Genomic DNA, 19,564 nt, shown 5'->3' with positions numbered 1-19,564 from the left:
TCCACACCTTATAATTTATCCTATATACCGACTGTATCTTTCAAAGAAACGCTTGAATACGCCCCACTTCATCAACCCTTGTTCAAATATCAGAATCCCCAGCAACGCACAGGAAATGCCCAACATCACATCAATCAGATAATGATGTCCGGAATAGACAGCCGTCCACCAGATACCCGCCATGATAACAGAGAACAAAGCTATCAGCCATTTCTTGCAACGTCCCATAATAGCGTATGCTACAGCCACCACCATATAAGCCGCATGCAATGAAGGAACAGCGGCAAATACATTGGCGTTCCGTCCATAAATGGAATGAAAGACAGAGCACCCCAGCAGTCCGTCAAAGCGCCCCAGTCCCGCTACATTGCCCGGAGTATTGAGAACCGGCTCAAAGCCATAATTCATGGCATACCAGGGCGGTGCCGCCGGATGAATATAATATCCGGCAAACCCGATAAGATTTACCAGCAGAAAGACCATGGCAAAGCGAAGATATACCTTGCGTTCGCCTTTCAGATAAAGCCACAGACCGAATGCAATGGGAACAGGAACCCAGCAAAGGTAGAATATACCGGCAAAGAAATCGCCTACCGTACAGTGATTCTGTGCAAAATACTCGCAGGGAATCAATCTTGTCCCATCAATCGAGATACCGAACAAGGACTTCTCCGCCTCATACAATCCCTGCACATCAATAGGATTCACCTCATAGTTGGGATACACCCGCATCCAGTCGTAAGAAATGCCAAAGATGATAAAAGGAAGTAGCGCTACCGCCAATTTACGGGTTGTTTTTCCTGCAAAAAAGAGTATCAGAAACAGCCCCGTCATTAAAAGATGCTCTGTACGCAACCCTATACACACGGCTGTCAACAACAAGAACAGTGCTGTAAGGACAACAACAGGCAACGCTTCTTTGGCAGAAGGAAAAATATCTTTTCTCATTATTGTTTCTTTAATAATTTATAGCAATGCGCAATGCGAGCGAATGCTGTCAGATTAGCAAGAACGGCTATCACGGCCATAGGAACAATCAGTATCAGCATCGGGTCGAACGCCTTGCAATCTCCGAAAATTCCACAGCACAAAGCACCAAGGCTGGTCAGCACCACACGCTCGGGACGCTGCATGAAGCCTACTTTACATTCCAGTCCCAATCCTTCGGCACGTGCACGCACATAACTCACCATAAGCGAACCGACCAATGCGACAAAAGTAATCATTGATCCCCACAGATACCCTTGCAAAATCAGATAATAGAAAATACCGAACAGCGTCACCATTTCGCTATAACGGTCGAGCACCGAGTCATACAATGCTCCGAACGTAGAAGACATATTACCTACACGCGCCACGCGCCCGTCCATCATATCGAACAAACCGGCAAAGAGAACTATTCCTCCTCCCCAGCCCACATAAGCAAGTTCACCCGGTTTATACATGCCCGCATACACAAATACACATGCAGCCACGATGTTCATCACCAATCCGGTAGTAGTAATAAAATTAGGCGTAATGCCTACCTTGATCATTCCATGCACAACCGGATTTATAATCTTATAAATCAACTGTTGCAGCCAATCTCTATAATTCATATCAGTTCTATTTAGTCTCTAAAATATTGTCGTATAAATTTCCCGAAATTATGATTACGATATACGAATACCCGTTGCAGATGATAGTTCCAGAAGAACGCCACCAGAATGGCTACGATAATCTTGGACAGGATAAACACATCGTTTATATAATGTCCCAGCAATCCGTCCACCCAGTGCATACCCGTCAGCCACTCGGTCAGGGCAAACGTGCCCCATGTATTCAATAAAATACTACCTCCCCAGACAAAAAGATACTTCAGTGCAACATGCGTCTTTTTGCAGTCGTCCGCATGAAATACCCACCCGTAATTGATAACGCAGTTCACCACGCCGCCAACTACAGAGCCCAGAAAAGTAGCATACAAATAAAAAAGTCCGGATAGTTTAACCAGCAGAATGGTCACCAAGAAATCTATGAGACTTGCCACGTATGACGAAAGCTGAGCCTTGATAAAGACCCAAACAGCATGACGCCATCCTGCAAATCCCGGTTTTCCTTTCAGCTTATCAGCCATCTTACTCCGATTAAGACTACAAAGCTATAAATTCCCGCCAAGATATCGTCCATCATCACGCCAATTCCGCCCGGAAAACTTTCCATGCGGCGGATGCCTAACGGTTTGAATATGTCAAACAGACGAAAGAGGGCAAAAGCCCCCAACGCATACCAGACATTTCCAGACGGTGCTGCCAGCAATGCAATCCACACTCCTACCATTTCGTCCACCACCACCCGTGACGGGTCCTCTCCCCAGAAAGGTTCAAGACAATTGGTTGCCCATACTCCCATTACCGTAAAAAAGAGAATAAGAGCCACCGTCAGCCATATCAGGCATATTTCCGAAACAATGAAAGATATTCCGAACCAGATAAGCACGGCCAGTAAAGCACCTGCCGTACCCGGAGCGAAAGGAGAAAAGCCCGAACCGAAGCCCGTACCGATGATAACCGGGAAAAAAGAGGGTTTCTTCATTGATAAAAAGTGATAGAATAATAAAAGTGACAAGATAATGCGGTGATAAAGTCATAAAAGTGGTAAGGCAGTAAAGTGATGAAATTTCAAGCGGAAACTTGCCAATCACTCTATCGCCTTATCACTTTTATTACCTTACCGTTTTCTTATTTTAGTCCAAATAGCTCGGTGCAGTTTCACCTACCATATTGCGCAGGGTTTCTTTCACCATTCTCCATTGTTGGAACAGGTCATGTACCGGTTCGTGTTCAAAGTCGTGCATCGGGCTCTTGCAGAAGAATGACAGCCAAGTCTGGATACCGCACATACCGGCACGCAGAGCGAGGTCACTGAAGATAACCAGGTCGAGTGCGATAGGAGCTGCCAAGATAGAGTCGCGACACAGGAAGTTAACCTTGATTTCCATCGGATAGCCCATCCAGCCGAAGATATCGATATTATCCCATGCCTCCTTGTTGTCCTTACGGGGCGGGTAATAGTTGATACGTACTTTGTGATATACATCACCGTACAAATCGGGGAATTTTTCGGGTTCGAAGATATTGTCGATAACGGACAGCTTGCTGACTTCTTTGGTCTTGAAGTTTTCCGGTTGGTCAAGCACTTCACCGTCACGATTACCCAAGATATTGGTAGAGAACCATCCGCTTACACCCAGCATACGGGTCTTGAACATCGGAGCAAGTACAGTTTTCATCAAAGTCTGACCGCTCTTGAAGTCTTTACCGGCAATAGGCACATTCATTTTCTTGGAGAATTCCCACATAGCCGGAGTATCTACGCACAGGTTAGGAGCACCCATGATGAACGGAGCACCTTCTGCGATTGCAGCGTAAGCATAGCACATGCTCGGAGAAATAACTTCCGTATTGTTTTCCTTCATTGCCTTTTCCAGAGCAGCGAGAGACTTGTGCTCTTCTGCCAGAGGAACATAAATTTCAGTACTTGCAGCCCACAACACGGCGATACGGTCGCAATTGTTATTTGCCTTGAAAGTGCGGATATCCTCACGCAACTGCTCTACCATGTCCCAACGTGTAGCGGCATTCTTGATGTGCGTACCGTTCAGGCGTTTTGCAAAATTGTGGTCAAAAGCGGCAGGCATGGGTTTAATGGCTTTCAACTCATCTTTTACGAGGTTCAAGTCCTTTTCTTTCAAAACCTCTGCATACATTGCAGCTTCATACGCATCATCAGCGAAAATGTCCCAACCGCCGAAAACGATATCGTTCAAATCAACCAAAGGCACTATATCCTTAATCAGATGTTCTTTGCCGTCCTGCATACGCATAGTAGCCATTTGTGCGATTGAGCCTATAGCTTTTGCCAACCCCTTACGGGCTGCTAATGTACCTGTAATCATAGTGGTTGCAACCGCACCACCTACTCCGACTACCAGTACGCCTAAACGACCGGTTGCCGGCTTAATGTTTTCTTTCATTGCCATTGAATTATTTTAGTTTAAAAAATTGCTCAAATTTAGGGTATTTTACCCAATACAGATTAGTCTTTTTATCCGATTTAATGCTCTGTTAGTAAGATTTAAGTTAAAACGTCATGTGCAAACTGATTCTAAGCCCGGATTTATCTATATTAGGTAAATCGCGGTAAGTCAAACGCCATACATAATCCACCCGGAGCACTTTTAAAATATTCTCAACACCTACCCCTACCTCCACGTACGGAGTGTGTCCCATAGTAGTGCTTCCTGCCGGAAAGGCAAACAATCCTTCACTGAATTCCGGATTGTTCTTGTCGCTCAGATTTCCATAAATTCCCCGGCAGGACAACACTTCGCGCCATTTCAATTTTTTCAACAACGGAATGCGGTTGAAAAGGAAACCGTTCAAAAAGTAAGTCACATCCCACGAGGCATATTCATCGTTCATAAATTCCATTGCATTCATCAGCGAGTAAGACTCCGGCTGAATGGTGTAGGACAAGTTGGCATTGGGAATGATAAGCAGCGGAAAAGGAACTTTATTCCACACCTTACCGGCTTTCAGTATGACGTCCGTATAGCCGAAAGCCGAGAACCAGAAACGTTTCTGAAATCCTGCCTCCGTATAATGATAGGTATAATCTCCACCCAACACTCCTTTGGCAGCCATTGTATGCGTCAGCGTAAATACCGGAGCATCCAAAGATACCGGAAAACGGTTCCACTGTGTCTGAAAGAACTTCTCATTAGGAGCATAACGCAGTTTAAGTTCCAGTTCACTGGTCGAAATACTTTTTACAAACGACTTATCTTCATCCTGCCTGATGAAAGGAATGAGATGCGAAGATTCATCTTTCCGCAGACGTGTAGTCACTTGAAAGGAGAAGCCCGAATGAAACTCGTTCGTATACGTCAGTTCTGCTTTTCGCTGATAGCCGATACGGTCGTCCTTCTGGCGTTTCAACGCCAAGAAAACGTTATCCTGACTGGTATAGAGATAATGTTGCCCATACTGGTTGACATCGGACAGATAACGGAATTTGAGCGAATGAATCGGAAACTCATTGGCATATTCCTTTTTCTTATGGAAAGAATATTCCAGTTCCGCCAACCCTTTCACACGTTCGTCGCGGAAACCGTACGCCACATATCCCCTGCCGAACAAATGCGGATTAAGCCATGCCGTTGTCATCCCACCGGCACGCACACGCACTCCTTCCAGCGCATTACCACTGATGGTGGTGTTCATCATACCGATATAGAACAAAGGAGCTTTCTCCTTAGGTGCGGGAATATATCCGGTAAACAGCACCTTCAGCACCTTCTCCGTCCAATAATAAACCGGATAACTACGCAGTTGCGCCATCATCTTGTCTACGGAAGTCTCTTTCTTGCTCACTTCCGCAAGGCGGTTGGCATCCCAGTAAGCATCGGAATGAGCGGAAGAGTCCATACCCTCAATCACCTTCTCGGGTTTTCGGAACGCCTGCAAGGCATCGGCAGTAGGTTCGTAAGCATAATTCCGGTAATAAACATCCCGTTTGGCATAGATGCCGTCGCTGTTGTCCACCAGTTTGAATTCCGTCGTGATACTTTCATTCATAAGTTGCCTTGTACCGTCTTCCGCACGGTCGAAGTCCTGTTCTATCTTCATGTAATCCACAAAGTTCAGATTGATTTTCTGAGGAAAGTTCATCACTACACGACGCACGAAATACGTACTGTCCAGCATGACGTACAGATGCCCCGTAAAGCCGAACGACTCGGAGTTGAAAGGCACGAAAGTCAAGTCCACGCAAGGCTTTCCGGCAACGGTCAGCGTATCCATCAGATAGTATTTGTAGAACGAAGGGCCTAAAGAAGATAACGGACTGACAAACTTATTGGTAAAGAGCGTTATATTGTTCTGATAAATATCCACGTCCGTCATAGTGACGCTGATGGCCTGCTCCATCCCCTGCTGTGACAGCATTTCGTCCACTCCCGCCTGCCGCCGCGCCTTCACCCATTGCTTTTCGCTGTGCGGCGACTTACGGTAATAATCCGTAGCCAGCAACTCGCGGTTGGACACCGCCAGTACCGGCTTTCCCGTCACGGCGGAGGTATCCACATAATCGGTCAGGAACTTGAACTTGCGGTACAGCCACTTCTGCTGTTTCACACTGTCGAAGTTATTAATGGCAAACGTCATTTTCTCATAACGCTCGCGCTGCCAGAAGTCGCGCTCATCCGGAGAATAATCATCCCGGTGCTCTATCATCTTCCGCACAAACTCCACTGCCGGATTGTTTTTCTTCTTGTAGCGCTCGCGTTTCGGCTTCACCACCACTTCATTCAGTGCATAAGTGGTGGGGGCAAGCGCCACTTTTATACGCTCCCCGCGTGCCGGATGAATCAGCCGGGTGTATTCATTATAGCCCACGGCCGAGATTACCAACCGTGCTTCCGGGCGATAGGTCTTAAAGGAAAATACCCCCTTGTCATCAGTCATCCCCCCCTCTGTGGTTCCTTTCAGATAGACCGAGGTATATGGCAACGGCTCCCGTGTCAGCGAATCCGTGACAACACCTTGCACTATATATTGCGCCCTCACAGGAAGTGCAATTATCTGCAACAGCAGAAATACCCTAATAAACAACCTCATACCTTACCCATCTATCATTCAGTGCGCAAAGGTACGGAAGAAAACTTTTTCTAAAAGTCCGGTTTTGCGGAATAAATGTTCTAAAAAACCACTTTTATTCAAAACACTTCCCGTTAAAACCCGTTGTATAGCGAATACGACTTACAAAAGACGTACAAACCGACCTAAATACTTAATTATGGAATGGATTTTCAACCAACTCAGAGAACGTCCCGAATTAGCCATTTTCCTCACCATTTTTCTGGGGTTCTGGCTGGGTAAGCTGCGTATCGGTAAGTTTACTTTGGGAACCGTCACCAGCGTGTTATTGGTAGGCGTAGTGGTAGGGCAACTGAATATTGCCGTACCCGGCCCTGTCAAGTCAGTGTTTTTCTTGCTGTTTCTGTTTGCCGTAGGCTACAAGGTAGGGCCGCAGTTCTTTCGCGGACTGAAAAAAGACGGATTGCCCCAAGTGGCTTTTGCGGTGCTGATGTGCGTATCCGTTTTGGGAGTAACCTGGCTGCTTGCCCTACTCATGGGATATAACATGGGAGAAGCCGCCGGATTGCTTGCCGGCTCACAAACCATATCGGCCGTCATCGGCGTGGCCGAAGATACAATGGCAAACATGGGACTGGATGAAGCGCAACGGCAGAGCTACGTCAACATCATCCCCGTATCCTATGCCGTAACCTACATTTTCGGTACCGCCGGCTCGGCTTGGGTGCTATCGTCCATCGGACCGAAAATGCTGGGCGGACTGGATAAGGTGAAAGCCGCCTGCAAGGATTTGGAAGTCCGCATGGGCAACTCTCAGGCAGATGAACCCGGCTTTATTCATGCCGCACGCCCCGTCACTTTCCGCGCCTACCGCATCGAAAACGAATGGTTCAAAAACGGGAAAAGGGTCGTAGACCTTGAAGTGTACTTCCAGCAACAGGACAAGCGCCTGTTTGTGGAGCGGATACGCAAGGCAGGCACTATCCGTGAGGTCAGCCCCAACGTGCAACTGGAAATAGGGGATGAAGTCGTACTAAGCGGACGCCGGGAATACGTTATCGGCGAAGAGGATTGGATAGGACCTGAAATACAAGACCAGCAGCTATTGGACTTCCCCGCAGAAAAACTGCCCGTCATGATTACCAAAAAGACCTTTGCCGGAAAGACCGTTTCGGCCATCCGCAACGAGAAGTTCATGCACGGTGTCAGTATCCGCAGCATCAGGCGTGCGGGCATCGACATCCCCGTCATGGCGCAGACCACCGTAGATGCCGGCGACGTGGTAGAGGTAGTGGGAACCAGGCAGGAAGTGGAAACAGCCGCCAGACGTTTGGGCTATATAGACCGTCCTACCAATCAGACTGATATGATTTTCGTAGGGCTCGGCATCCTTGTAGGCGGGTTGTTCGGTGCACTATCCGTCCACATCGGCGGCGTACCAATCAGTCTGAGCACCAGTGGCGGAGCGCTGATAGCGGGATTGCTCTTCGGCTGGCTGCGCAGCAAGCATCCCACTTTCGGACGCATTCCCGAACCGTCGCAATGGGTACTGAACAATGTAGGGCTGAACATGTTTATCGCCGTAGTAGGCATATCGGCAGGCCCCGGTTTTGTACAGGGATTTCACGATGTGGGTATCAGCCTGTTCCTCGTAGGCGCAGCAGCCACCACTTTCCCACTGATTATCGGGCTGTTGCTTGCCAGGTATCTGTTCAAGTTTCATCCGGCCATCGCATTGGGATGCTGTGCGGGCGCAAGGACCACTACGGCAGCCCTCGGAGCCATACAGGATGCCGTAGAGAGTGAAACGCCTGCGCTGGGTTATACCGTGACGTATGCCGTAGGCAACACCCTGCTGATTATATGGGGAGTGGTTATCGTCCTGTTGATTTAATGCCCTGAAGACTTTAAGCAGATTACTTAATAAGTAAAAACTGTTTTCAAGCTTACTAAAATCTTTCCGTCCGACATCTGTCGGACGAAAATTCAACAATTGTCGGACGATAATTCAACAGCTGTCGGACGAATTGAAAACAATTATCGGACGAATAGATTTTAGCATACCTGGAATTAGTTTATGCCGACTGTCACTTTAATTATAACGCTTTTTAAAAACTAAACTTCAGATTATATGAATACAAAACTTTTAGAAAAGAAGATGGAGAATATCAGTCCCTTTGAACTGAAAAACCGTCTTATCGACATGGCAGATGAAAGCCTGAAAAAGACCGCCCGTACCATGTTGAACGCCGGGCGCGGCAATCCCAACTGGATTGCAACCACTCCACGCGAAGCCTTTTTCCTCCTGGGAAAATTCGGACTGGAAGAATGCCGTCACGTCATGTTTCTCCCCGAAGGCATCGCCGGCACCCCCGAAAAACAAGGTATTGCCGCCCGCTTTGAGCAATTCCTCAAAAGCAATACCTACCAGCCCGGAGCCAAACTGCTGGAACAAACCTACCACTACATGCTGATGCAGCATGCCGTCGACCCCGACAGCCTCGTACACGAATGGGCGGAAAGCGTCATAGGCAACCAGTATCCTGTGCCCGACCGCATCCTGCAATTCACCGAAATGCTGGTATGCGACTACCTGAATCAGGAAATGTGCGACAACCGTCCGCCTCGCGGAGCTTTCAACCTGTTTGCCACCGAAGGCGGAACGGCTGCCATGTGTTACATCTTCGATTCGCTGCAAGAGAATTTCCTGCTGGACAAAGGCGACGGCATCGCCCTCATGGTTCCCGCCTTTACACCTTACATAGAGATTCCCCAACTGGACCGTTACCGGTTCAAGGTGACCGAGTTGCATGCCAACCGCATGAGCAAAGACGGGCTGCATCTGTGGCAATACAGTGACGAGGATATAGACCGGCTGAAAAATCCGGCCATAAAGGCTTTGTTTGTCACCAACCCAAGCAACCCGCCCAGCTATACGCTCAGCCCCGAAACAATGGCGCGCATCGTAAACATCGTAAAGGAAGACAATCCCAACCTGATGATTATTACGGACGATGTGTACGGTACTTTCAGCCCGCATTTCCGCTCGTTCATGGCAGAAATTCCGTACAATACGCTTTGCGTATACTCTTTCTCCAAGTATTTCGGCGCTACCGGCTGGCGCAATGCCGTCATAGCGCTGCACGAATACAATGTATTCGACAGACAAATATCCCGATTGCCGAAAGAGAAGCGCGAAGCCCTCAACCGCCGCTATGCCACGCTGACCCTGCATCCCGAAAAATTGAAGTTCATAGACCGCATGGTAGCGGACAGCCGTCAGATAGCCTTGAACCATACGGCAGGACTTTCATTGCCTCAACAGATGCAGATGAGCTTATTCGCCGCCTTTGCCCTGCTGGACAAAGAGAACAGCTACAAGCAGAAAATGCAGGAAATTATCCGGCGCCGCTTGCAGGCTCTTTGGGACAATACCGGGTTTACGTTAGTGGAAGACCCCTTACGGGTAGGCTATTATACGGAAATAGACATGCTGGTATGGGCCGAAAAGTTCTATGGAGAGAAGTTTGTGGAATACCTCAAAAAAACGTACAGTCCGCTGAACGTAGTATTCCGCCTTGCTCAGGAAACATCTTTAGTGCTTCTGAACGGTGGCGGCTTCGACGGACCCGAATGGAGCGTACGTGCTTCCCTTGCCAATCTGAACGAGAGTGATTATATTACAATCGGCCAGGGAATCAAGCGGATATTGGATGAGTACGCAGAAGAATGGAGGAAAAACAGAAGTTGAGAATTGGGAATTCTCAATTAAACAAGATTCGGAAGCGGGTCAATCCGTCATTGTATGTGCGCAGGGAGAATGCACAACCGTGACGGCTCAGCACTTCCCTGATAAACACCAGGCCAATCCCCTGCCCGTTCGGCTTGGTGGAGAAGAAGGGACTGAAGAGTTTAGCTTCGGTCTCTTTGCTGATTCCGGGACCATTGTCTACGATTTCTATAAGAGCGGGGGCAGTGGTCCTTACCGTTATTTCGCCCTGCTTGCCTGCCGCTTCTCCGGCGCTCTCTATACTTTCGGCAGCATTCTTAATGATATTTACCAAAACCTGCTCGAACAGCGAAGCATCCAGGCGCACCTGCCCTACTTCGGGGTCGCATTCCAAGCGGAGAATAATGTTGCGGTCATTGCACATTCCCTCCATAAAACGCTTGCACATGGATACCAATTCGTTCAGTTGAACCTGCGCTACCGTAGGTTCGGGTATCTTCACCACATCGGCAAAACGGGTAATGAAACGGCTCATAGAGAAACAGCGCTCCGTACACACGCGCATCACCTCGCAAATGTCTTCCATATTTTCTTCCGTAGAAAGAGCCTGCTCCACCGTATCCAAGGTAGAGGTAATGCCGGCAGTGGTATTGTTCACCTCGTGGGCAATCATACGGATAACCTTTTCGTATGCACGCTTTTCCGCTTTCATCACTTCATCCGTCATGCGCTCTATCAGGAAGAAAGGATGCTTGAACCCCCTGTCTATAAACGAAGAATGAGTACACTTGTAGATATTCGCATCGTTCAACCGCACCACGGAAGTCGTTTCTTTAGGAATGGATGCCAGCTCTTCCGCCAAAGGCGAATCAATTTTATCCAGTTTCCTGTTCTGCGCCTCTTCCAGACGAACGCCCAGCATCTTTACAGCCATCGGATTGAGTTGTGACACCTCACCGTCCAACGTCATAATGACAACCCCCATAGGCGATGCCTGAATCAGCAAATCAAGAAAATGGTTCTGCTCGCGCATACGCAGACGCTCATTCTTGAGTTGTTCCATCATACGGTTGAAAACGTTCACAATACGGTCGGCCTCATACTGCCCCACCCTGCTGAGCCGGCTGCTGAAATCCTGCTCGCGCAACAACTCCATACCGCTTCCTATCGTACTCATCGGCTTGACAATCTTACGATAGAACACCGCCAGATAGAGCAGTATGAATACAATAATACCCTCCACAACATATAGATGCGTGGTCTGCATTTTGCCTGCCAAATATATCAACGCTCCACCCAGCCCAAGCAAAAACAATACAAGAATAAAAAAATAAAATTTAATACGCACGTGAGGTAGGGATTAGGGGTTAGTGATTAACGATTAGCGATTAGGGGTTAATGATTAGCGGGTAGTGATTAACGATTAGGGGCTGGTAGGGCGACAACTAACGGTCAAGATTTAAATGACTCAACACTTATCGCTAAACCCTAATCACTAATCGCTATTTTATATTTTTCCAGCCGTCTGTATAGAGCAGCCCTGCTGATGCCCAGTGCCAATGCAACCTGACTAAGATTGCCTTTATGCTGTTCTAAGGCTTGCAGGATAGTTTGCCGTTCTATTTCATCCAGCGTCATGCCGGCAAAGGAAGTGCCATCTGCGGCTTTTGCAGGTTCGTCGTGGCGTTGGTACTGCGATTCAAAATCAGAAGCATCCAGGGTTTGTTTTCCACTGACAAGAATGGTACGCTCCACCAGGTTTTTCAATTCGCGGATATTACCCGAATAAGGCAAACGGGAAAGGAAGTTCAGCGCATCCGCTGAAAATTCGGTACGCGGCAAGCCGTTTACGGCAGCCTGACGGTCGGCAAAGTGACGTGCCAACAAGGGAATATCCTCACGGCGTTCGCGCAAGGCGGGCAGTTTTACGGTTATCAGATTGATACGGTAGAAAAGGTCTTCGCGGAATGTGCGTTCGGCAACCATTTTGCGCAAATCGGCATTGGTGGCGGAGACAACACGCACATCCACTTTGCGCGGGCGGCTGTCGCCCAGCACCTCAAACGTCTGGTCCTGAAGCACACGCAATAGTTTAACCTGGCAGGACAAATCCAAGTCGCCTATTTCGTCCAGAAAGATAGTTCCTTTGTTTGCCAGTTCAAAACGCCCTATACGGTCGGCACTTGCATCGGTAAAAGCGCCCTTCTTATGACCGAACATCTCGCTCTCGAACAGACTCTGCGAGATACCGCCGAGATTGACTTTCACAAAAGGCTGTCTGGTGCGCTGACTGTTGATATGGATAGCTTCGGCTATCAGTTCCTTACCTGTACCACTCTCGCCGGTAATGAGTACGGAAGCGTTGGTACGGGCTATGCGGGCTACGGTATGCAGCACCTCCATCAGTCCTTGCGATTTTCCGATGATGTGACTGCGGTTCAAACCCTCCGCCTGCTCTTCCGGCACTTCTTTCGGAGCGGCACTCAGTTCCAAGGCGGTTTCGATACGCTGCAAAAGGGCGGCATTGTTCCACGGTTTGGTAATAAAGTCAAAAGCCCCCGCCTGCATCCCCTGCACGGCAAGTTGGATGCTTCCCCATGCCGTCATCAGTATAACGGGAACATCGGGACGGAAGACCTTTACCTGTTTCAACAGCGTAAGCCCCTCCTCTCCGGTAGTGGAAAGTGTAAAGTTCATATCCATCAATATCAGTGCGGGAGATTCTGCACGAACTATATCCATCGCCTCACGGGGTCCCGGTGCTGTTTTTACCTCATAACCGGCACGCTTCAGCATAAAACTAAGTGAAGAACGTACGGCACTATCATCATCGACTATCAGTATCATAGTATTTTGTAGTTTGTTACTTGCAAAAGTAAGTTTTTTAGCCACAGGTCATACAGATTTGCACCATTTTTTTGTTATTTCCTTTATAATCGTACAAATCGGCATAATTTCTACCGGCATCAGCCTTTGATTATATCTTCAAAGTCGGCTTCCAACTCCATGTTCCGTTCAAAATCCCAAAGGGTCAGGCTACGGAGTTGATAGAAGTAATACCAATAATAATAAAGTTCGGAGATGTGCTTTTGCCGGGCTTCGTCTTTGGAGTTCTGCGCATCGTTGAGGTCAAGGGTACTTATTTTACCAATCATAAAAGTCTCTACACTGGTCTTGTAACGTTTTTCGGCTATCTGGTCCGCCTCTTCGGCTATTTCCAACTGCTGGGCTTGGTTGTTGAAGTTTGCCACCAGCAGGAAAATGTCCTGATTGAAGTCCATTTGTTCCTGGCGGATTTTGGAAAGTACCACTTCGCGGTTGCTCTTGGCTACCCTCACCTTGCCGCGACGTTTTCCCCAATCGAGGATAGGTATTTTTACACCGACCTTGACAATCTGGTTGTCCAGCAGATCCTGATAGGCAGATGAGAACTCATAGTTTTGTCCGGTATAGCCAACGCTGGCAAACAAGTCTATACTCCTTAAATTTCCACGTGCCGTAGCCACTTCATAATCGGCTTCTAACTGGCGGCGACGTATATTCTGGGCAAACGAGTTGCGTTCCAAAGCTTTGTTCAGAACACGGTCGTAGTCCATTTTAATACCAGGAACGGAAGCAGGTATAACAGGATTCAGCCCCTCGCTCTCCGACACGCCGAGAAACGAACGTAGCTGAAACATCTTGGCGTTCAAAGTGCTTTCGGCTTCGGTTACATCGGCTTTGCCTTGCAGAGAGTTCAGCTTGAGTTGCAGCAAGTCGTTTTCCGAAATCTGTCCCATTTTCCGTTTGGCAATGGCCACTTCGTAAAGCCGGTCTGAGTTTGCTTTGTTTTGCTGCGCCGTGGCAAGCGCTTCCTTTGCCAGCAATAACTCGAAAAAATAAGTAATGGTCTTCATCGTTACCTGCTCCGTTGCCGAAATAAAGGCAGCCTTTGCCTCTGCATACCGGACAGGTTCGATACGGCGGTTCCACTTCAAACTGTTCACGCCGAATATAGGTTGCGTCAATTCAAGGCTTACGGGCACGGACATAAACTGTTTGTCGCCGCCGGAGCCCAACTGCTTGATGTAATCGAGAGAAGAAGCCAGCGACAACTTACCGCCTGTGAACCAAATGTTCTGGTCAATGGAAAGTGCACCGGACAACCCCAATGTATTGTTACGGACAAAGCTATAGGAACCGTCCGAGTTCTGATAGGTGCTGTACGACTTATTATAATTGGGCAATGTTCCCGTAAAATTTATTTCGGGCAACAGGTCTGCACGGAAAGTACGGTATTCCCAATAGGCTGTCTTCAATTCGTTGAGCGCCACGGCAGCATCTACAGATTGGGTACGCGCCAGTGCAATGGCTTCCGCTAAAGTGATTTCACGTTCGTGCGTCAAAGTATCATTCTGTGCCGAGGCAAACAGTGATATCCCAAAACAAGCGGCAAGTAAAATATTCTTTTTCATGTTCGGTCTTTAAAATTGTCGTTGACAGAAAAGCAAAGAGTGTGCCAAGCAGGCAGGAAAGTATTACGCAAGGGGGAGTGTCCGAAATCGGACACTCCCCCTGTTCGTTTGCGGACGGTTAATAATGACTCAGTCCCGAGTCAAACACTAAAGTACCCCTTTTGAGCTTGGCAATTCATAGTGATAAATATCGCGTTTCACCGCCATCTTCAAGGCTCTTGCCAGTGCTTTGAAGATTCCCTCTATCTTATGATGCTCATTCTGCCCTTCCGCCTTGATGTTAAGGTTCATCTTGGCTGCATCGCTTAATGACTTAAAGAAATGCAGGAACATTTCCGTAGGCATCTCTCCTATTTTCTCGCGCTTGAACGCGGCATCCCATACCAGCCAGGGACGTCCTCCAAAATCCAGACATACCTGACACAGACAATCGTCCATAGGCAGTGCATAGCCGTAACGTTCTATGCCGCGCTTACTGCCCAATGCCTGATACAGGCACTCACCCAAAGAGAGGGCGGTATCCTCTATTGTATGATGCTCGTCTACTTCCAAATCACCTTTTACGTGAATGGTCAAATCCATGCCGCCATGCTTGCCTATCTGTTCCAGCATATGATCGAAGAAACCAAGTCCGGTATGAATATCACAATGACCGTTACCGTCTAAATTTACAGCCACGTAAATATCCGTTTCTTTCGTGGTACGGCGCACTTCCGCTTTCCGCTCACCGGCAAAAAGAAATTCGGCGACCTTATCCCAATCCTTTGTTGCCAAAACACAGACGTCCTCCAAGCCCTCACACGCAGCTTCACCACCGGCCGATTTCGGTTTCAGCATATTCGTATCTTCCTGTAAGAGGATAGCACGGCATCCCAGATTCTTAGCCAACTCCACATCCGTAGCACGGTCGCCTATCACAAAACTATTTGCCAAATCGTATTCAGGATTGTCGAGATATTTCGTCAGCATACCGGTACGCGGCTTGCGGGTTGGCGCATTGTCTTCGGGCATGCTACGGTCTATGCAAATATCATCGAAGGCAATTCCCTCACCTTCCAACGTCTTCATCATCAGGTTATGCGCCGGCCAAAAAGTTTCTTCCGGAAAAGATGCCGTACCCAACCCGTCCTGATTGGTAACCATAACGAACTCAAAATCCAGCCTGCTACGGACAAAACCAAGATTACGCATTACTTTCGGATAAAACTCCAGTTTCTCCAACGAATCCAATTGATAATCTACGGGCGGCTCTATAACCAACGTCCCGTCACGATCTATGAAAAGTACTTTCTTCATACCCTACTACTTTATACTTTATATTTCTCCAACGCCTCAACCAGCCTTTCATTCTCGTTTCTCGTACCTACCGTTACCCGCAGACAGTTTCCGCAAAGCGATACGGAGTTACGGTTACGCACAATGATGCCTTCAGCCACCAGATAATTATAAATCTTCACCGCATCCGTCACACGGACCAGAAAAAAGTTTGCATCCGAAGGAAATATTTTCACCGTACAAGGCAGTTTCACAAATTCGTTTTCCAGATTCTCACGTTCTTCTTTCAATGTTTTTACCCAACGCTCTATTTCATAATAACGGTACAACATCTCCATCGCTTGTTTCTGAGTCAGCTGGTTTACATTATAAGGATACTTTATCTTGCTGAAAATCGAAATGATTTCCTGCGAAGCAAAAGCCATGCCCAAGCGTATGGCAGCACACCCCCATGCTTTGGAGAAAGTTTGCAATACAATCAGATTAGGATATTTGTCCAGTTCATCCAAAAAAGAAGGCGCCTCTGAAAAATCGTTATAAGCCTCATCCAATATCACCAGCCCGTCGAATTCGCGGATGATTTTCTCAATCTCACTCCGAGGCAAATCGTTTCCTGTGGGATTATTGGGAGAACAAAGAAAAATCAGTTTCGTATGTTCATCTGCAGCCGCCAGCAACTTATCTGCCGAAAATTGAAAATCCTCGTCTAACAGTACCTTGCGGTACTCCACATCATTTATTTCGGCACATACCTGATACATGCCGTACGTAGGGTCTATAGCAACGACATTGTCTATACGCGGTTCGCAAAAAGCGCGAAATACAAGGTCTATTGCCTCATCACTGCCATTTCCCAGAAATATGCGTTCGGGGGAGATTTTCTTTACCTTCGACAGTTCTTTCTTTAGCTCCCGCTGCATCGGGTCCGGATAGCGGTTGTGCGGCATATTGTACGGATTTTCATTTGCATCGAGAAAAACGGATGCGGCAGCGCCATTATATTCATCGCGTGCCGAAGAGTAAGGTTTCAAACGCCGGATATTCGGTCGGGTAAGTTCTTCTAAGGTTCTCATGGACAGAAAGAGTTAATTTACGGATTATGAATTATCAATGATAAAGTATGATTTTTAATTTTCAACTCTCAATTTATCAAGTCTGACAGTTACCGCATTCTTATGCGCATCCAAATGCTCGCTGGCTGCCATTTCCTCTATAGCAGGGCCAATAATGCGTATTCCTTCCGGCTTAATTTCCTGGAAAGTAATCTTACGTATAAAGCTATCAAGGCTGACACCGCTATAAGCTTTGGCATAGCCATTGGTGGGCAGCGTATGGTTAGTGCCCGAAGCATAATCTCCTGCACTTTCCGGAGTCAGAGAGCCCAAAAATACCGAACCGGCATTAACCACCCGCTCCGCAACGGACATATAATCCGCTGTTTCGATAATGAGATGCTCCGGTGCATAGGAATTGGTCAGTTCGATAGCTTCGTCCATATTGCGCACAACAATCAGTTTACTATTGGCAAGAGACTTTTCCGCAATCTCTTTACGGGGCAACAAAGCCAATTGACGCTCCACTTCTTCTTTCACAGCCTGCTGTAATGCCGGGGAAGTGGTAATCAGTATCGCCTGACTGTCTGCCCCATGCTCTGCCTGGCTCAGCAAGTCGGCAGCTACAAAAGACGGATTGGCTGTTTCATCCGCCAGTACCTCTACTTCCGAAGGACCGGCGGGCATATCAATAGCTACATCACGCAAGCTCACCAACTGTTTGGCAGCCGTTACGTATTGATTGCCCGGGCCAAATATCTTATATACTTTCGGCACGCTTTCCGTTCCATAAGCCATTGCTGCAATAGCTTGCACACCACCGGCTTTGAAAATACGGTTTATTCCCGCCACCTTAGCTGCAAACAAAACGGCGGGGTGTACTTTTCCATCTTTGCCCGGAGGCGTGCAAAGCACTATCTCCTTACATCCTGCAATCCTGGCTGGAACTGCCAGCATCAGCACGGTGGAAAAGAGCGGTGCTGTTCCACCGGGGATATACAACCCGACTTTCTCTATGGCAACTGCCTTCTGCCAACAAGTAACTCCCGGCTGAGTCTCTACCCGTTTACTTTCGAAGCGTTGTGCCGCATGAAACGTCTCTATATTCCGTTTGGCCAGACGAATGGCTTTTTTCAATTCCTCGCCTACCAACGCTTCCGCTTCCGCCTGCTCCGCTTCCGTCACAGCCAATGCGGTCAGAGCCACTTTATCAAATTTTTCTTCGTATTCCAATACGGCACGGTCGCCTTCCGTTTTTACACGGTCTATAATAGCCCGTACCGTATCAAAAAGGTTTTCCGTATTCATCACCGGACGTTTCAGCAATTCCGCCCACTGAGATTTATCAGGATTAGTAATTAAATTCATACCATTAACATTTAAAGTATCATTTTTTCAATCGGCAAAACCAGAATACCTTCCGCTCCCAATGCCTTCAATTTACCGATAATCTCCCAGAAACATTTTTCATCCAGCACTGTATGTACGGAGCACCAGCCCTCTTGCGCCAACGGCATCACCGTAGGGCTCTTCATACCCGGAAGTACGGCAATAATTTCATCCAGTCTATCTTTCGGCGCGTTCATCAGCACGTATTTCTTGTCTTCCGCTGTCTTTACCGCATTCATACGGAACAACAATTCATCCAGAATCTCCTTCTTCTCCTCACTCATATTCTTGTTGCCAATCAACAGAGCCTCGGATTTCATCACTACTTCTACTTCTTTCAGGCGGTTGCTCACCAAAGTAGAGCCGGAACTTACAATATCAAAAATCGCATCAGCCAGGCCAATCCCCGGAGAGACCTCTACCGAACCGGTAATCACGTGTATTTCCGCTCTCACCCCCTGTTCTTTAAGGTATCGGGAAAGAATGCCGGGATACGAAGTGGCAATCTTCCTACCCTCAAACCACTGCGGCCCCGTATATTCAATATCCTTAGGCAAGGCCAATGACAGACGGCATTTGCTGAATCCCAAACGCTTTACAATCTCAGCATCTTCCGCCTTTTCCATGAACTCGTTTTCACCGACAATGCCCAAATCGGCAACTCCCGTAGCTACTGTTTGCGGAATATCATCATCGCGCAAAAACAATACTTCCAAAGGAAAGTTGGAAGACTGTACCAGTAACGTGCGTTTCGTTGCGCTTAGTTTAATATCCGATTCTTCAAGGAACGACATTGTTTCGTCAAAAAGACGGCCTTTGGCCTGTACTGCAATTCTTAACATGATATTATTTATATTTATGGTTTGCAAATAAAAAAACGAGGTTTACCAATGTTCGGTAAGCCTCGTTCATTATATGTTCTTCGTTATGCACATATCCTCATACGCCCACCGGATTATTCCTCAGGATAATAATGGTGATGATGTGCAACGATATTTTTCATACTTTTTCTATTTCTAATGCGAC

15 protein-coding genes are annotated in these 19,564 nt (G+C 47.6%); 2 read left to right on the top strand and 13 right to left on the bottom strand.

The features are described 5' to 3' along the window. Window positions 1–15: 15 nt before the first annotated feature. The 6 genes from AB5903_RS04205 to AB5903_RS04180 form a co-directional block, all read right to left on the bottom strand. On the bottom strand, window positions 16–948 hold the full coding sequence (locus AB5903_RS04205) for a phosphatase PAP2 family protein (RefSeq protein ID WP_195658758.1): 933 nt from the start codon (window positions 946–948) through the stop codon (window positions 16–18). After that, window positions 948–1,598: a CDP-alcohol phosphatidyltransferase family protein gene (locus tag AB5903_RS04200; protein ID WP_005654808.1), complete on the bottom strand. Its 651-nt coding sequence runs from the start codon at window positions 1,596–1,598 to the stop codon at window positions 948–950. Before AB5903_RS04200 ends, AB5903_RS04205 begins: the two co-directional genes overlap by 1 nt. 11 nt (window positions 1,599–1,609) lie before the next feature. Continuing rightward, window positions 1,610–2,116: a GtrA family protein gene (locus AB5903_RS04195; RefSeq protein ID WP_005654807.1), complete on the bottom strand. Its 507-nt coding sequence runs from the start codon at window positions 2,114–2,116 to the stop codon at window positions 1,610–1,612. Next, window positions 2,101–2,574 carry a phosphatidylglycerophosphatase A gene (locus tag AB5903_RS04190; protein WP_117954416.1) on the bottom strand — a complete coding sequence of 158 codons (474 nt, stop codon included), beginning with the start codon at window positions 2,572–2,574 and terminating at the stop codon, window positions 2,101–2,103. Before AB5903_RS04190 ends, AB5903_RS04195 begins: the two co-directional genes overlap by 16 nt. A gap of 151 nt (window positions 2,575–2,725) precedes the next feature. Then, window positions 2,726–4,015 carry an inositol-3-phosphate synthase gene (locus AB5903_RS04185; protein ID WP_016661357.1) on the bottom strand — a complete coding sequence of 430 codons (1,290 nt, stop codon included), beginning with the start codon at window positions 4,013–4,015 and terminating at the stop codon, window positions 2,726–2,728. 106 nt (window positions 4,016–4,121) lie between these two features. Continuing rightward, window positions 4,122–6,659: a DUF5686 and carboxypeptidase-like regulatory domain-containing protein gene (locus AB5903_RS04180; protein WP_272710779.1), complete on the bottom strand. Its 2,538-nt coding sequence runs from the start codon at window positions 6,657–6,659 to the stop codon at window positions 4,122–4,124. A 178-nt stretch (window positions 6,660–6,837) separates the two neighbouring features. Between AB5903_RS04180 and aspT the strand changes: the two genes are divergently transcribed. Next, entirely contained in the window at window positions 6,838–8,532 is a 1,695-nt protein-coding gene (gene aspT / locus AB5903_RS04175; RefSeq protein WP_005654803.1) for an aspartate-alanine antiporter, read from the top strand. A 237-nt stretch (window positions 8,533–8,769) separates the two neighbouring features. After that, window positions 8,770–10,389, top strand: coding sequence for an aspartate 4-decarboxylase (gene aspD / locus AB5903_RS04170; protein WP_368117664.1), 1,620 nt, complete (start codon window positions 8,770–8,772; stop codon window positions 10,387–10,389). Between the two features lie 13 nt (window positions 10,390–10,402). On the opposite strand, the gene AB5903_RS04165 is transcribed toward aspD, so the two are convergent. From AB5903_RS04165 to hisG, 7 genes are all read right to left on the bottom strand, one after another. Beyond that, window positions 10,403–11,716 (bottom strand): PAS domain-containing sensor histidine kinase, encoded by a 1,314-nt coding sequence (locus AB5903_RS04165; RefSeq protein WP_005654800.1) that lies wholly within the window; start codon window positions 11,714–11,716, stop codon window positions 10,403–10,405. 140 nt (window positions 11,717–11,856) lie between these two features. Continuing rightward, entirely contained in the window at window positions 11,857–13,215 is a 1,359-nt protein-coding gene (locus AB5903_RS04160; protein ID WP_272710777.1) for a sigma-54 dependent transcriptional regulator, read from the bottom strand. A 119-nt stretch (window positions 13,216–13,334) separates the two neighbouring features. After that, on the bottom strand, window positions 13,335–14,822 hold the full coding sequence (locus AB5903_RS04155) for a TolC family protein (RefSeq protein ID WP_005654798.1): 1,488 nt from the start codon (window positions 14,820–14,822) through the stop codon (window positions 13,335–13,337). A gap of 147 nt (window positions 14,823–14,969) precedes the next feature. Continuing rightward, the gene (gene hisB / locus AB5903_RS04150) at window positions 14,970–16,118 is read right to left on the bottom strand and encodes a bifunctional histidinol-phosphatase/imidazoleglycerol-phosphate dehydratase HisB (RefSeq protein ID WP_005654797.1); all 1,149 of its coding nucleotides are present in this window, start codon (window positions 16,116–16,118) and stop codon (window positions 14,970–14,972) included. A gap of 11 nt (window positions 16,119–16,129) precedes the next feature. Beyond that, window positions 16,130–17,170, bottom strand: coding sequence for a histidinol-phosphate transaminase (hisC, locus tag AB5903_RS04145; RefSeq protein ID WP_117902697.1), 1,041 nt, complete (start codon window positions 17,168–17,170; stop codon window positions 16,130–16,132). Between the two features lie 54 nt (window positions 17,171–17,224). Further along, a complete protein-coding gene (gene hisD, locus AB5903_RS04140) occupies window positions 17,225–18,517 on the bottom strand; it encodes a histidinol dehydrogenase (RefSeq protein WP_117666803.1) in 1,293 nt (430 codons plus the stop codon). 11 nt (window positions 18,518–18,528) lie between these two features. Next, on the bottom strand, window positions 18,529–19,380 hold the full coding sequence (gene hisG / locus AB5903_RS04135) for an ATP phosphoribosyltransferase (RefSeq protein WP_117902699.1): 852 nt from the start codon (window positions 19,378–19,380) through the stop codon (window positions 18,529–18,531). Window positions 19,381–19,564 lie beyond the last annotated feature (184 nt).

It is taken from the genome of Bacteroides sp. 2201st1_D9_2201SCRN_220225 (genome assembly GCF_040928965.1).
GTDB classification, from domain to species: domain Bacteria; phylum Bacteroidota; class Bacteroidia; order Bacteroidales; family Bacteroidaceae; genus Bacteroides; species Bacteroides stercoris.
Note: the sequence above shows the minus strand (reverse complement) of the source record. Positions and strands in the feature narration are given on the sequence as shown.